This is a genomic window from Mycobacterium sp. ITM-2016-00316 (genome assembly GCF_002968335.2).
Classification (GTDB): Bacteria; Actinomycetota; Actinomycetes; order Mycobacteriales; family Mycobacteriaceae; genus Mycobacterium.
Window position 1 is genome coordinate 3955548 of sequence record NZ_CP134398.1, and the last position, 14853, is coordinate 3970400.

A 14853-nucleotide genomic window follows, 5' to 3' on the forward strand; every position below is an offset into this window, starting at 1 on the left:
ATGGACTTTCGCTACAGCACCGAACATGACGACTTGCGTGCCTCCCTGCGGGGCCTACTGCTGGCCGCGGCGCCCGTTACGCGGGTTCGTGAAGTAGCCGCGGACGACGGTCACGACCGGGAGCTCTGGCGGCGGCTGTGTCGCGATCTGGAGCTCCCCGCGCTGCACCTGCCGCTCGACGCCGGCGGTGCCGGCGGCACCCTGGTCGAGGCTGCCATCGCGTTCGAGGAGCTCGGCCGGGCGCTGGCCCCGGTGCCCTTGGCGGCCACAGTGTTCGCGATCGAAGCCGTGCGACGGATGGGTGACGAGGAGCAGCGGGCCCGGCTGCTTCCCGGATTGCTGAGCGGAGCACAGGCCGGGACGCTCGCGGCCGCGGGACCAGATGTCACCGACCACGCGGCGGTGACCGTGCGAGTCGACCAGCTCGACGGCCGGACCGTGCTCACCGGAGACGTGTCCCCCGTGCTGCACGGGCACGTCGCCGACCTTTTCGTGGTGCCCGCGGCGATCGACGGCCGGGTGGTCCTGCATGTGGTGGCGTCCGGCGCGCCCGGGGTCGCAGTGGAACGCCTGTCCTCGTTCGACGCCACGCGGCCAGTCGCACGATTGCGGCTGGATCGGGCGCCGGCCGAGTCGCTCACCGCCGGCCCACCGGACGGAATCGAGCAGGTGCTTGATACCGCTCGGGTGCTGCTGGCCGCCGAGATGCTCGGTGGTGCAGAGCGATGTCTGGCGATGGCGGTCGAATATGCCCGCAGCCGTAGGCAGTTCGATAGAGCGATCGGGTCATTTCAGGCGGTCAAACACCTGTGTGCCGAGATGTCGATCGAGATCGACGCCACCCGTGCGGCGGTCATGTTCGCCGCCATGAGCGCGGCAGACCCCGACGAACTGCGGATCACCGGACCGCTGGCCAAGGCGCAGGCCGCCGATACCTTCACCCTGTGCGCCGGTGCCGCGTTCCAGATCCACGGCGGAATCGCGTTCACCTGGGAACACGACATGCACCTGTACTTCCGCAGGGCCAAGACCACCGAGGCCCTCTTCGGCGGCAGCGCATACCACCGCAGCGTGCTCGCCGACCGCATAGGCCTCTAGACCCTCAGCCCCAGAGGAGCCGACATGAACACCGGGATCACCCTGAGCGATGTTCTCACCCGCCATGCATTGGTCCGGCCCCACGCATGTGCTTTCGTCGACCCGAAGCGTCGGGTGACCTTCGGCGAGCTCAACCAACGTGTGACACGACTGGCGAACGCGCTGGCGACGCGCGGGATCCGACCCGGCGACCGGGTCGCCGTCATCGGCTACAACAGCATCGAACTCGTCGAATCCTGGCTTGCCGCCCTGCGTCTGGGCGCCATCGCGGTGCCGGTGAACTTTCGGCTCGTCGCCGAGGAGATCGCCTACGTGCTCGCCGACAGCGGAGCTGCCGCCGTCATCGTGGATGCCGCGCTCGAACCAACGGTGGCGCGAGTGCGTTCGCGCTTGCCGGCTCTGCTCACCGTGCTGACCATCGGCCCGGACCTGGAGCAGATCCTCAGCGGTGCAGAACCCGATGTCCCGCACATCGCCGTCGGTGACGACGCCCCAGCATTCATCATGTACACGTCAGGGACAACCGGCTTCCCGAAGGGTGCGGTGCTCACCCACCGCAACCTCTACCTGCACGCCTACAGTTCGATCGCCACAGTCGGCCATCGAAGCGACGACACCTGCTGGATGGCGGTGGCACCCCTGTTCCACACCGCCGGCGCATCGGGCATGCTGCCGATGTTCCTGACTGGCGGCACCGCCGTCATTACGCCCTCGGTCGGCTTCGACCCCGACGCCATCATGAGCACCATCGTCGACGAACACGTCACCTCCTGCTGGATGACCCCGACTCAATGGCAGAGCGTGTTCGCGTTGCCGGACCTGGCGTCACGGGATGTCTCGCGACTTCGCCGCGTCTGGTGGGGCGCCGCGCCAGCGTCCACGCCGCTGCTACGCAAAATGGTCGAGACCTTCGACAACGCCGAGATCATCGCGGCGTTCGGACAGACCGAATGCAGCCCCATCACCTGCCTGCTGCGCGGTGAGGACTCGATCCGCAAGATCGGTTCGGTGGGCATTCCGATGCTCAACGTCGAGATTCGCATCGTGGACGACGAGATGAACGACGTAGCCCGAGGTGAGGTGGGCGAGATCGTCTATCTCGGTCCGTTGGTGATGAAGGAATACTGGAACAAGGCGACCGAGACCACCGAAGCGTTTCGCGGCGGATGGTTCCACTCCGGAGACCTCGTACGACAAGACGCAGAAGGCTACGTATACGTCGTCGACCGGAAGAAGGACATGATCATCTCCGGTGGCGAGAACATCTACAGCGCCGAGGTGGAAAACGTTGTCGCGGCGCATCACAAGGTTGCCGAGGTCGCGGTAATAGGTGTACCGCACCCGAAATGGGGCGAAATCCCGATCGCGGTGGTCGTGCCGCGCGAGACTTCCGATCCACCGACCGATGCTGAGATCGAGGCACACTGCCGCGCGCATCTCGCCCACTACAAACGACCGCAGCAGCTCGTGATTGTCGAAACGTTGCCCCGGAACCCTGGCGGAAAAGTTCTCAAGGGCAAACTACGCGACGAACACGCCGCCAGAGGCTCCTAGTTCCCGACGGGCGGCGATCGAGTCGCGCCGGATACTCAGTGGGTTTCGTACCGCTCGGCCAGACCCGTCAGCGTGGACTCGATGCCCTCGGCGTTCTTCTTGTGGAACCCGAGCAGTTCCACCACGAACGGCACCTTGGCCGTCGAATAATCGAATGTCTCGGTGACCTTCGTGGTGCCGGGACTCACCTCGGTGAGTTCCCAGCGCCACCGATGGCCCAATGGGTGCTCCCATTCGACGAGGTGATTCTCCTGTACCGCGGTGGCCTTCGAGGTGATCGAGTAGGGCAGGCCGTACTGCGTCATGGCAACAGTGAACTTGTCGCCCTCGGTGAGCCGGTGCGGCCCCTTCACGTCGGCATCTCGCACGGTTCCCGAACCGTCGAGATCGTGGTGCCGGTGCGGGTCGGCGATCTGGTCGAACAGCGCCGCGACCGGGGCGGCCACCTGGACACTGCGGCTCACGGTGCGCGGCCCGGCGTCTTCTGTCTTCAGTGTTGACGTGGTCATGGGAGTCCCTATACCCGGCGGATGCCGCCGCTACACAGCGCCGGTGCGCCCGACCGGATACGCCATCGGCGCGGTACCCCGGCGAACCGGAGGACCGCGCCGAGGTCGTCAGGGGCTATTTGCGGCCGAGCTCATGGGACAGCGCCTGCAGCTCATCGCCGCCGGCCATCTGCTGGGTCAGGTGCTCCAGCGAGATCTCGTCATACGTGCAGTCCAGCTTCTGGCGTCCGCGGTTGAGCAGGACGAAGTGATCGCCGACCATGTGCGCGTGATGCGGGTTGTGGGTGATGAACACAACACCGAAGCCGGCGTCCCTGGCGGCGGTGATGTACTTCAACACCACGCCGGACTGCTTGACACCGAGAGCCGCGGTCGGCTCGTCGAGGATCAGTACCCGCGCACCGAAGAACACGGCCCGCGCGATCGCGACGCACTGACGCTGGCCACCGGACAGCGACCCGATCGGCGCGTCCACATCGGGTAACTCGATACCCATCTTCGACAGCTCGGTCAAGGTGGTGGCCCGCATCGCGTTCGCGTCCAGCGACCACGGGAACGACTTCTTGCGCACCTCCTGGCCGAGGAAGAAGTTGCGCCACACCGGCATCAGCGGAACCACGGCGAGATTCTGGTAGACCGTCGCGATGCCCTTGCCCAGCGCGTCGGCCGGCGACGAGAACTTCGTGGCCTCACCGTCGACCAGGAGCTCGCCCTCGGTCTGCTGGTGCAGGCCGGCGATGATCTTGATCAGCGTCGACTTGCCCGCGCCGTTGTCACCGAGGATGCCGGTCACCTGGCCGGCGTGCACCCGCAGACTGATGTCCTTGAGCGCGGTGATGTTCCCGTAGGACTTGCCGACATTGCGTAGCTCGACCAGCGGCACCTTGCGGTCGGCCGCGGCCTCGTTGCTGGGGGATTCGACTGTTGCGGTCATCAGATCACTTCTTCGCTGCGTAGTTACGGAAGGCGTTGTTGGCGATCACCGCGAAGAGCAGCATGCCGCCCAGGAAGAACTTGAACCAGTCGGGGTCCCAGCCCGCATAGACGATGCCCTGGTTGGTCATGCCGAAGATGAACGCGCCGATGGCCGCGCCGATCGCGGTGCCGTAGCCACCGGTCAGCAGGCAGCCGCCGATGACCGCGGCGATGATGTAGAAGAACTCGTTGCCGATGCCCTGACCGGACTGCACGGTGTTGAACGCGAACAGCAGGTGCATGCCCACGAACCAGGCGCAGAACCCGACGAACATGAACAGGCCGATCTTGACCTTGGTCACCGGAATACCAATGGCCCTGGCACTTTCGGCGTCCCCACCGACCGCGAAGATCCAGTTGCCGATCTTCGTCTTGAACAGCACCCAGGTGGCCACGACGGTGAACAGGATCCACCAGAGCACGGTGACGCGGATTCCGACGCCGGCCACGGTGAACGTCGAGGAGAACACCTTCTGCGCGGAGTCCCAGCCGTCCATATCGCTGACACTCTGGGTGGCGACCTGTCCCGCAACGAGTTTCGTCACGGCCAGGTTGATACCGGCAAGCATGAAGAACGAACTCAGCGTGATCAGGAAGCTGGGGATCTTGGTCTTCATCACCAGAAAACCGTTGAGGAAACCGACTCCGAGCGCGAGTACCAGCGCCAGTGCCGCCCCGACCCAGAGGTTGAGGTGCAGGTTGAACGCGAGCATCGAGGCCGCCAGCGAACTGAAGGTCACCGCCACGCCGGCCGACAGGTCGAACTCGCCACCGATCATCAGGACCGCCACACCGCAGGCCATGATGCCGATGGTGCTGCTGGCGTAGAGCACGGTCGCCAGCGACGACGCCTCACGGAACGGGGGCGCGACGATGAAGAACGCGATGAAGATTCCGATCGCACCGATACCTGCGCCCATCTCGGGCCGGATCAGGAACCGCTGTAGACGATTTCGTTCCTTGACCCGCTCGTCGCGCACCACGGTGTGGTTGGCGACGTCGAGCGCCTCCTGAGTAGTCATCACATTCCTTCCTGCGCGCGAGCGGTCATCAGCGCGTGCCGGCCTTGGCGTACTCGGCGACCGCGTCGATATTGGACTTGTCGATGAACGCCGGACCGGTCAAGGTCGGCTGACCGCCGCCGATCACGTTTCCGTTGCTCAGGTACAGCCACAGCGAATCGACGGCGAGGTAGCCCTGGAGAAAGGGTTGCTGGTCCACGGCCCACTGGACGTCGCCGCCCTGAATCGCCTCGACCAGAGCGGCATTGGTGTCGAAGGTGCCGATCTTGGCGGTGCTGCCCGCGTTCTTGGCCGACTGCACTGCCGTGAGCGCGAACGGGGCGCCGAGGGCCACCACGTAGTCGATGCCCGGATCCTGCTGCAGCTTGGCGGTGATGGTGGACTCCACCGACGGCATGTCCTTGCCGTTGACGTTCAGGATCTCGGTCGCGGGGAAGGTCTCCTTGACCCCGGCGCAGCGTGCTTCCAGATCGACGTGACCCTGTTCCTGGATCACGCAGATCGCCTTGGTGGCACCCTCCTGCGTGAGGCGCTCCCCGACGCCCTGACCGGCGATCCGGCCGTCCTGACCGAAGTACTCCTTGACGCCCATGGGCTTCCAGGCATCCATCCCCGCGTTGAAGGCGACCACCGGAATGTTCTTCGCCTCCGCGGCCTGCACCGCCGCTTGCATGGCGTCGGGCTTGGCCAAGGTGAGCGCGATGCCGTCGACATCGCTGTCGACCGCGCTCTGGACCAGGTTGGCCTGGTTCGGCGCCTCGGGGTCGTTGGAGTAGCGCAGTTCGATGTTGTCCTTCTTGGCCGCCGCCTCGGCGCCCTTGCGGATCAGGTCCCAGAACGAGTCACCGGGCACCTCGTGGGTGATCATCGCGATCGTCATGCGCGGGGTGTCGACGGTGCCGCCGCCGCTACCCTCGCCGGCGCCGTCCTGCTTGCCGCCGCTGGACGAACACGCCACCATGCTCAACGCCATTACGCCCGCTCCGGCCAGTACCGCGAGCCGCTTCAACGCCATTGTTTCTCCTCGTTTCAAGATCGCCGTGTCGCCCACATCGGCCCGGCGGACCGAGTGCCGGACGCTACGCCTGCACAGTTGATGTAATACGGCTCACACCGGAAAGTCAACACTTTGTCCTGACATTAGGACTGCAAGTCATTTACTCGTTCCATTTCCGCAGGCCGGTCCCCGGGAGTGCCCGTCGAACCTCGCACGACGAGCGTCGGCTCACGCACCACGTCCACCACCCCGCCGGGCCCGTCCGGACCATCGAGGCGGCCGACCAACCGCCGCACCGCCGCCGCCGCCAATCCCGTGGCGTCCTGGCGCACCGTGGTCAGATCCACGTGTGCAAGCCCGGCAAGCGGGCTGTCGTCGAAGCCGAGAACCGATATCTGTTGCGGCACCGACACTCCCGCACGAATCAGGACATCTAGCACACCAAGGGCGCAACGGTCGTTGAACGCGAAGACCGCGGTGGGCAGCTCGGATTCGGCCAGCATCGCGATCGCGGCCGCAGCGCCCTCGCGCTCGGTGAGCCCGCCGGAACGAACCTCCAACGTCACCCCGGCGGCATCGGCGGCCCGCCGGCAGCCCCGCAGCCGCTCGGCCGCGCCCGGCGCCCGGCCACCGTCGAGATAGACGATCCGGCGGTGGCCGAGCCCGATCAGGTGCTCGGCACCGAGCAGAGCGCCGGCGGCATCGTCGCTGCGCACGGCGTCGACACCGCGGATCCGGCGGGCGAGCACCACCACCGGCACCCGCATGGCCAGCTCGATCATGCGCCGCGCCGGCGCCTCCGGGCCGATCAGCACCAGGCCCTCGCACTGCTCATCGATCAGCGTGCGCAACGCACGAGTCTCGTCGCGGTGCGGGGTGATGGCACTGAGTACCACGTCATAGCCGAGCTCGTCGGCCGCGACGTAGACGCCGTCGACGAGATCGGCATGAAACTCCTGGCCGGCGGTGAAGGTGACGCCGATGAGCTTGGTGCGCAGCTGGCGCAGCCTGCGCGCCCGGTGATCGGGCCGGTACCCGAGTGCGTCGGCGGCCCGGCGCACCCGGTCACGCGTCTGCTCGCTGGCACCCGGCGCATCACGCATGACGATCGAGACCAGCGCGCGCGACACACCGGCGCGGGTGGCCACGTCCTCAAGCGTCGGGCGTCGTTGCACATGTGGATCCTAGAACGTTCTAGGAACGTTGTTGACGAAACACGCCCGATCCGCTTACCGTCCCTAGAACGTTCTAGTCGATCGGAGTCCCCATGTCCTCCCCGTTGTCCTTCGGCCTCATCGGCGCCGGCTGGATCGGCAGCTTCCATGCCGAGACCCTTGCCGCGCGCCTGCCCAACACCCGGCTCGCCGCCGTCGCCGATCCGGTACCCGGCGCGGCGGAAAGGTACTCGGGAGCACGCGCCTACCAGGACCCCTTGGAGCTCATCGCCGATCCCGATGTGCAGGCCGTGGCCATCTGCTCCCCCGCCAACAGCCATGCCGACCTGGTGGTCGCGGCGGCACACGCGGGCAAGCACGTGTTCTGCGAGAAACCGATGGCGCTGACGCTCGACGACGCCGACCGGGCCATCGCCGCGGCACACGCCGCCGGCGTGGCACTGCAGGTCGGTTTCAACCGGCGCTTCGCCGCCGATTTCGCCGCCGTGCGAGCGCGTGTCGATGCCGGCGACATCGGTACCCCGCAGCTGTTGCGTTCCCTGACCCGTGATCCCGGCATCTCCGCCGAGGTCGCCGCCCGCGTCAAGCCGTGGACGATCTTCAACGAGACGCTCATCCACGATTTCGACACGCTGTGCTGGCTCAATCCCGGCGCGCGGGTCACCGAGGTATACGCACAGGCCGATGCGCTGGTCCATCCGCAGTTCGCCGACCAGGGCTTCCTGGACACCTCCGTGGTGCAGATCCGGTTCGATAATGGCGCGTTCGCGATCGCGGAAGCCAGCTTCCAGGCCGTGTACGGCTATGACATCCGCGGCGAGGTCTTCGGCTCCGGCGGCGTACTGCAGGCCGGGCTGGCCCCCGAGCACGCCGGCCGGATCATCACCGAGTTGTTCGCCGATGCCTATACCGCGCAGTTCGCCCACTTCGCCGATAGCGTGCTGGCAGGCACCGAGCCGTCCGTGACGGGGGCCGACGCCCGCGTCGCACTCGAAATAGCATTGGCGGCCCGTGAATCCATCGAGACCAAGGCGCCTGTGATGCTGAGCGGAGTGTCGGCATGAGCGCAGCGTGCACGCGAATCAGCAGCATTGAATGCGCCGACGGAGCCTGCGAGGTCGGCGCATGAGGCTCGCGGTGTGTTCAGAGATGGTGTTCACCGAGCTGCCCATCCTGGACCGGGTGAAGCGGATCGATGAGCTCGGCTTCGATGTGGAGATCTGGAGCTGGCACGACAAGGACCTCGACGCGCTGGCCGCGACCGGAGCGCGGTTCTCGTCGATGACCGGCTACCTGCACGGCGACCTCGTCGACCCGCAGAGCGCCGATGAGGTGGTGCGCACCGCCGAGCTGAGCATCAAAGCCGCTGCGGTGCTGGGTGTTCCGCGGCTCAATCTGCACACCGCGGAACTCGTCGACGGCCAGGCAGCCCGACCGCGCCAGCGCGCCACCGGTCAGATGTGGTCGACGGCGCTGCGCACCCTGGAGCGCATCGGCGAACTGGGGGCCACGGCCGGGGTGACATTCTGTGTCGAGAACCTCAACACCATCGTCGACCATCCCGGTGTGCCACTGGCCCGCGCGAAGGACACCCTGGCGCTCATCGAGGGGGTCGGACACCCAAACGTGAAAATGATGCTCGACCTGTACCACGCCCAGATCGGCGAAGGGAACCTCGTCGAACTCGTGCGCCGCTGCGGTGATGCGATCGGCGAGATCCAGGTAGCCGATGTACCCGGCCGTTGCGAGCCCGGTACCGGTGAGATCCACTACCCGGCGGTTGCAAAAGCGCTACGCGACATCGGATACGAGGGGACAGTCGGCATGGAGGCGTACGCGTCGACCGGCGGGCTGGAGCGAAGCGACCGGGGGGATGTGGACGACAGCGTTGCGGCGCTGGAGGCGTTCCGCGCGGCCTTCTCCTGAGCTAGCGGTCGACGAGCGTGGTCTCGAAGTAGTAGCGCGAGGCGCGATAGCAATGACTACCGAACTCGACCGCACGACCGGAGTCGTCGAACGCCGTCCGGCTCATGGTCAGAAGCGGTGCACCGGCCTTCTCGCCGAGAAGCTTTGCCTCGTGACGGTTGGCCGGCTTGGCGCCGATTCGCTGCCGAGCCAGCCGAATGTGCACTCCACGCCCGCGCAGGGCCTGATACAGACCGCTGGCCTCGAGCTCCTCGGCATCCGGTGCGATCTCGACGGGCAGATGGTTCGTCATGACCGCGAGCGGCTCGCCATTGGCGCACCGAAGACGCTGGATGGTGACGATCTCATGGTCCTTGCCGAGGTTGAGTTCGGCGGCGATCTCCTCATCGGCGATACCGCAGTGGTATTCGAGCAGCTGCGTCGTCGGGTCCTGTCCGGACTTCGCGAGGTCGTCGAAGAGGCTGGTGAGCTCGACCCGGCGGTGCACAGGATTCTGCACGACCTGGGTGCCGACGCCGCGCTTACGGACCAGCAGGCCCTTGTCGACGAGTTCCTGGATGGCGCGCCTGGTCGTCGGGCGCGACAACGCGAGCCTGCTCGCCAGCGCCAGCTCGTTCTCGAAACGGTCGCCCGGGGCCAGATCGCCGTTGCGGATCGACGCTTCGATCGCTTGAGCGAGCTGATAGTAGAGGGGAACAGGGCTGGACCTGTCGAGCTCAACAGCTAAAGGCACGTCCACTCCGATCTGCGGCCGATGATCAGACAGATTAGCTGAACCATAGCAGCATGACTGAAAGTTCGAATGTCAGGACAAACTATTGACATGAGTGAGTGACGCGAGGCACAGTCTTAAGTGCAGAGCCCGCCCACCATCTTCGGGAGCCACAGTGTCTTTTGAAAGGCCGTCCAGCGCGGAACCGTTCGACGTCATCGCCATCGGGCGCAGCGGTGTGGACGTCTACCCCCTGCAGACCGGGGTCGGACTCGAGAACGTCGAATCGTTCGGCAAGTTCCTCGGCGGCAGCGCGGCAAATGTCGCGGTTGCGGCTGCCCGGCTGGGTAACCGGACCGCGCTGATCTCCGGCGCCGGCAACGATCCGTTCGGTCGGTTCGTCCGCAACGAGCTCGCCCGGCTCGGAGTGGACAACCGGTACGTGGGTACCCACGGCGAGTACCCGACCCCGGTCACCTTCTGCGAGATCTTTCCGCCCGACGATTTCCCGCTGTACTTCTACCGCAAGCCGTCGGCGCCCGACCTCCAGATCGCGGCCGCCGAGATCGACACCGACGCCGTCCGCGACGCCCGGCTGTACTGGTCGACGGTCACCGGCCTGTCCGAAGAGCCGAGCCGCAGCGCTCATTTCGCCGCCTGGGCGGCGCGCAAGCGCGCTCCGTTGACGGTGCTGGACCTCGACTACCGCCCGATGTTCTGGGAGACGCCGGCCGCGGCCTCCGAGCAGGTGCAGCGCGCGCTGGGTCACGTCACCGTGGCCGTCGGCAACCGCGAGGAGTGCGAGATCGCCGTCGGCGAGACCAGCCCACACAAGGCCGCCGACGCGCTGCTCGACCTCGGCGTCGAACTCGCCATCGTCAAGCAGGGCCCGCGCGGCGTGCTGGGAAAAACCAAGCACAGCTCGGTCACCGTCGCGCCGAACGAGGTCGACGTCATCAACGGCCTCGGTGCCGGAGACGCCTTCGGCGGCAGCCTCATCCACGGTCTGCTGCGCGGGTGGCCCCTGGAGAAGACGCTGCGCTATGCCAATGCCGCGGGTGCCATCGTCGCGTCCCGCCTCGAATGCTCGACCGCGATGCCGACCGCCGCCGAGGTGGCCGATCTTGCCGAACAGACCGCTGTGGAGGCCGTCAATGTCTAGTCCCGCCAAAACCTACGCCGAGGTCACGGACGTGCGGGCCGCCGATCCCGGCGCCGTGGCCAAGGCCTGGCAGGCCCGCACCACCCGGCCCACCGTGCGCGGCGACGGCCAGCTGATGATCGTCGCCGCCGACCACCCGGCCCGCGGCGCGCTCGCGGTCGGGTCGCGCCCGACCGCGATGAACAACCGGATCGATCTGCTGGACCGGCTGCGCGCCGCGCTCGCCGACCCGGGCGTGGACGGGGTGCTGGCCACCGCCGACATCCTCGACGATCTGCTGCTGCTCGGAGCGCTCGAGGACAAGGTGGTGTTCTCCTCCTTCAACCGCGGCGGACTGGCCGGATCCTCGTTCGAGCTGGATGACCGGATGACCGGTGCGACGGCGGCCTCCACCGCGGCGGCCAGGATGAACGGCGGAAAGATGCTGTGCCGCATCGATCTCGACGATCCCGGTACAGTGTCCACCCTCGCCGCCTGCGCCCAGGCCGTCGACGACCTGGCCGCCAACGGCCTGATCGCGATGCTGGAGCCGTTCATGTCCTCGCGGGTCGACGGCAAGGTCCGCAACGACCTCTCCCCCGATGCCGTGATCAAGTCCGTGCACATCGGTCAGGGGCTGGGTTCGACATCGGCCTACACCTGGATGAAGCTGCCGGTCGTCCCTGAAATGGACCGGGTGATGGATTCCACGACATTGCCTACACTCCTCTTGGGCGGCGATCCCACCGACCCCGACGAGGCGTTCGCCAGCTGGGAGAAGGCCTTGTCCCTGCCCGCGGTGCGCGGCCTGATCGTCGGGCGCACCCTGCTCTACCCGCCCGATGACGACGTCGCCGCAGCCGTGGCAACCGCCGTGAAGCTGGTGCGCTGACCATGAAGAGCAAGTGGTACATCCCCGCGAACACCGCGGTCACCCCCTACACCGTCGACGTCACCCCGGAGTCGGCCGGCTGGGCCGAGTCCAGCCTGCATGTCGTCGACCTCGATGATGCCGAGTCCGTCACGAGGCGCACCGGTGATGGCGAAGTCATGATCCTGCCGCTGTCGGGCGGTGGCACCGTCACCTGCGACGGTGAGACCTTCGAACTGTCGCCCCGCGCATCGGTTTTCGATGGGCCGGCCGATATGGTCTACCTGGGCATCAACCAGGCCTACTCGCTGTCCGGGCACGGCCGCGTCGCCATCTGTGGAGCGCGTGCCACCCGCCCGTTCCCGAACCGCCGGGTCGCCGCAGCCGACGTGCCCGTCGAGTTGCGCGGCGCCGGTAACTGCAGCAGGCAGGTGCACAACTTCGGCACGGCCACCACCTTCGAAGCCGACTCACTGATCGCCTGTGAGGTCATCACGCCCGGCGGCAACTGGTCGAGCTATCCCGCCCACAAGCACGACGAGAACACCGAGCTCGAAACCCAGCTGGAAGAGATCTACTACTTCGAAATCGATGACAGCCCAGCAGGGACAACGGGATTCGGCTACCACCGGGTGTTCGGCACTCCGGAGCGCCCCATCGAGGTGCTCGAAGAGGTCCGCTCCGGCGATGTCGTGCTGGTGCCGCACGGCTATCACGGGCCATCGATCGCGGCGCCCGGCCACCACATGTACTACCTCAACGTGATGGCCGGGTCCGGTCCCGACCGCGCCTGGCTGATCTGCGACAACCCCGACCACACCTGGCTACGCAGCAGCTGGGCACACCAGGAAATCGATCCGCGCCTGCCGATGCGCAAGACCCAAGGAGCCTGACCCGTGGTTTCCACCGCGCCGAAGTCAACCGAGAAGCTGGCCGACACCGAGTCCTCCGTGCGACTCACCGTCGCGCAGGCCACCATTCGGTTCCTCGCCAACCAGTACGTCGAACACGACGGCGAGCGCACCAAATTCTTCGCCGGCTGCTTCGGCATCTTCGGGCACGGCAACGTGGCCGGGCTGGGCCAGGCGCTGCTGCAGGATGAGGTCGAGTCGCGGCAGGCCGGCCGCGAACCGGGATTGAAGTACGTGCTCGGCCGCAACGAGCAGGCCATGGTGCACAGCGCCGTCGCCTACGCCCGGCAGAAGGACCGCCTGCAGACCTGGGCCGTCACCGCCAGCGTCGGCCCCGGCTCGACCAACATGCTCACCGGCGCCGCACTGGCGACGATCAACCGGCTGCCGGTGCTGCTGCTGCCCGCCGACACCTTCGCCACCCGGGTCAGCTCCCCGGTGCTGCAGGAACTCGAACTGCCGGCCTCCGGCGATGTCACCGTCAACGACGCGTTCAAGCCATTGTCGCGGTACTTCGACCGGGTATGGCGGCCCGAGCAGCTGCCCGCCGCACTGCTGGGCGCTATGCGGGTACTGACCGATCCCGTCGAGACGGGCGCCGCGACGGTGTCCATCCCGCAGGATGTGCAGGCCGAGGCGCACGACTGGCCGGAATCGCTGTTCGCCGAACGTACCTGGCATATCGCCCGGCCGTTGCCGGAGCGTTCGGTGATCGCCCGCGCCGCCGAGGTCATCGCGTCCGCCTCCAAACCGCTGATCGTGGCCGGCGGCGGGCTGCACTACGCGTTCGGCGAAGAAGCGCTGGCCACGTTCTGCGAGCAGACCGGCATCCCGGTCGCCGAGAGCCAGGCCGGCAAGGGCTCGCTGCGCTACGACCACCCGCAGAGTGTCGGCGCCATCGGTTCGACCGGCACCACCGCAGCCAACGCGCTGGCCGCCGAGGCCGACGTGGTCATCGGGATCGGGACCCGGTACAGCGATTTCACGTCCGCTTCACGCACGGCGTTCAACAACCCCGATGTGCGGTTCGTGAACATCAACGTCGCCTCGCTGGACTCGGTCAAGCAGGGCGGCATCAGCGTGGTCTCCGACGCGCGCGAGGCGCTCGAGGCACTGGCACCCGCCCTGTCCGATTACCGCGTGAGCGACGAATACCGTTCCCGGGTCAGCGAACTCGCTACCGAGTGGGAGGACACCGTGTCCTCGGTATACGCCACCGAGGACGGTGTGCCACTGAACCAGAGTCAGGTCATCGGCCTGGTCAACACCCTGTCCGACCCGCGCGATGTGGTGGTGTGTGCGGCCGGTTCGATGCCCGGTGATCTGCACAAGCTGTGGCGCACCCGGGACCGCAAGGGTTACCACGTCGAGTACGGCTTCTCCTGCATGGGCTACGAGATCGCCGGTGGCATCGGGGTCCGGATGGGCGCACCGGACCGCGATGTGTTCATCATGGTCGGCGACGGTTCCTACCTGATGATGGCCACCGAGATCGCCACGGCGGTGCAGGAAGGCATCAAGGTGATCCCGGTGCTCGTGCAGAACCACGGATTCGCTTCCATCGGCGGGCTTTCGGAGTCCCTCGGTTCGCAGCGCTTCGGCACCGCCTACCGCTACCGCGGTGCCGACGGCCGACTCGACGGCGACAAGCTGCCGGTCGATCTGGCCGCCAACGCCGCGAGCCTGGGTGCCGATGTCATCAAGGTCGCCACCGCCGCCGAATTCGCCGACGCGGTGAAGGTCGCCAAGTCCGCCGACGTCACCACGGTCATCTACGTGGAGACCGACCCGCGAATCTACGCCCCGGACAGCTTCTCCTGGTGGGACGTCCCCGTCAGTCAAGTATCGACATTGGCCTCCACACAAGATGCCTACGCGCGGTACTCGGACTGGAAGAAAGTACAACGTCCACTTCTCCGCCCGTCTGACCAATTCCCGTCCGACCGCTAAAGGAAAAGTTCG

14 protein-coding genes are annotated in these 14853 nt (G+C 66.8%); 8 read left to right on the plus strand and 6 right to left on the minus strand.

What is annotated here, in order from left to right:
- Together C6A86_RS18980 and C6A86_RS18985 are read left to right on the plus strand one after the other, a co-directional pair.
- Positions 1-1098, plus strand: a complete 1098-nt coding sequence (locus C6A86_RS18980) for an acyl-CoA dehydrogenase family protein (protein ID WP_105361881.1) — start codon at positions 1-3, stop codon at positions 1096-1098.
- 24 nt (positions 1099-1122) lie between these two features.
- Positions 1123-2652: a long-chain-fatty-acid--CoA ligase gene (locus C6A86_RS18985; protein ID WP_105361880.1), complete on the plus strand. Its 1530-nt coding sequence runs from the start codon at positions 1123-1125 to the stop codon at positions 2650-2652.
- Positions 2653-2687: 35 nt separating this feature from the next.
- Here the strand turns inward: C6A86_RS18985 and C6A86_RS18990 are convergent, their stop codons facing one another.
- The 5 genes from C6A86_RS18990 to C6A86_RS19010 form a co-directional block, all read right to left on the minus strand.
- Entirely contained in the window at positions 2688-3161 is a 474-nt protein-coding gene (locus C6A86_RS18990) for an SRPBCC family protein (RefSeq protein ID WP_105361879.1), read from the minus strand.
- 115 nt (positions 3162-3276) lie between these two features.
- On the minus strand, positions 3277-4095 hold the full coding sequence (locus C6A86_RS18995) for an ATP-binding cassette domain-containing protein (RefSeq protein WP_105361878.1): 819 nt from the start codon (positions 4093-4095) through the stop codon (positions 3277-3279).
- Positions 4096-4099: 4 nt separating this feature from the next.
- Positions 4100-5158, minus strand: a complete 1059-nt coding sequence (locus C6A86_RS19000) for an ABC transporter permease (protein WP_105361877.1) — start codon at positions 5156-5158, stop codon at positions 4100-4102.
- A 28-nt stretch (positions 5159-5186) separates the two neighbouring features.
- Entirely contained in the window at positions 5187-6173 is a 987-nt protein-coding gene (locus C6A86_RS19005) for a substrate-binding domain-containing protein (protein WP_105361876.1), read from the minus strand.
- Between the two features lie 125 nt (positions 6174-6298).
- Positions 6299-7330, minus strand: a complete 1032-nt coding sequence (locus C6A86_RS19010; RefSeq protein ID WP_311100826.1) for a LacI family DNA-binding transcriptional regulator — start codon at positions 7328-7330, stop codon at positions 6299-6301.
- A 92-nt stretch (positions 7331-7422) separates the two neighbouring features.
- Here C6A86_RS19010 and C6A86_RS19015 point away from each other — a divergent pair, with 92 nt between their 5' ends.
- Both C6A86_RS19015 and C6A86_RS19020 read left to right on the plus strand, forming a co-directional pair.
- Positions 7423-8394, plus strand: coding sequence for a Gfo/Idh/MocA family oxidoreductase (locus tag C6A86_RS19015; RefSeq protein ID WP_105361776.1), 972 nt, complete (start codon positions 7423-7425; stop codon positions 8392-8394).
- 61 nt (positions 8395-8455) lie between these two features.
- Complete coding sequence (locus tag C6A86_RS19020) at positions 8456-9256, plus strand: TIM barrel protein (protein WP_105361777.1); 801 nt, start codon at positions 8456-8458, stop codon at positions 9254-9256.
- 1 nt (position 9257) lies between these two features.
- Here the strand turns inward: C6A86_RS19020 and C6A86_RS19025 are convergent, their stop codons facing one another.
- The gene (locus C6A86_RS19025; protein WP_304465998.1) at positions 9258-9995 is read right to left on the minus strand and encodes a GntR family transcriptional regulator; all 738 of its coding nucleotides are present in this window, start codon (positions 9993-9995) and stop codon (positions 9258-9260) included.
- Positions 9996-10143: 148 nt separating this feature from the next.
- On the opposite strand from C6A86_RS19025, the gene iolC reads away from it, so the two are divergent.
- Genes iolC through iolD form a run of 4 tightly spaced genes read left to right on the plus strand, consistent with a single transcriptional unit; the run spans position 10144 to position 14841 of the window.
- Positions 10144-11130: a 5-dehydro-2-deoxygluconokinase gene (gene iolC / locus C6A86_RS19030; protein ID WP_105361778.1), complete on the plus strand. Its 987-nt coding sequence runs from the start codon at positions 10144-10146 to the stop codon at positions 11128-11130.
- Positions 11123-12001 (plus strand): aldolase, encoded by an 879-nt coding sequence (locus tag C6A86_RS19035; RefSeq protein ID WP_105361779.1) that lies wholly within the window; start codon positions 11123-11125, stop codon positions 11999-12001. The genes iolC and C6A86_RS19035 overlap by 8 nt, the downstream gene beginning before the upstream one ends.
- 2 nt (positions 12002-12003) lie before the next feature.
- Positions 12004-12873 (plus strand): 5-deoxy-glucuronate isomerase, encoded by an 870-nt coding sequence (gene iolB, locus C6A86_RS19040; protein WP_105361780.1) that lies wholly within the window; start codon positions 12004-12006, stop codon positions 12871-12873.
- Between the two features lie 3 nt (positions 12874-12876).
- The gene (gene iolD, locus C6A86_RS19045; RefSeq protein WP_311100827.1) at positions 12877-14841 is read left to right on the plus strand and encodes a 3D-(3,5/4)-trihydroxycyclohexane-1,2-dione acylhydrolase (decyclizing); all 1965 of its coding nucleotides are present in this window, start codon (positions 12877-12879) and stop codon (positions 14839-14841) included.
- Positions 14842-14853 lie beyond the last annotated feature (12 nt).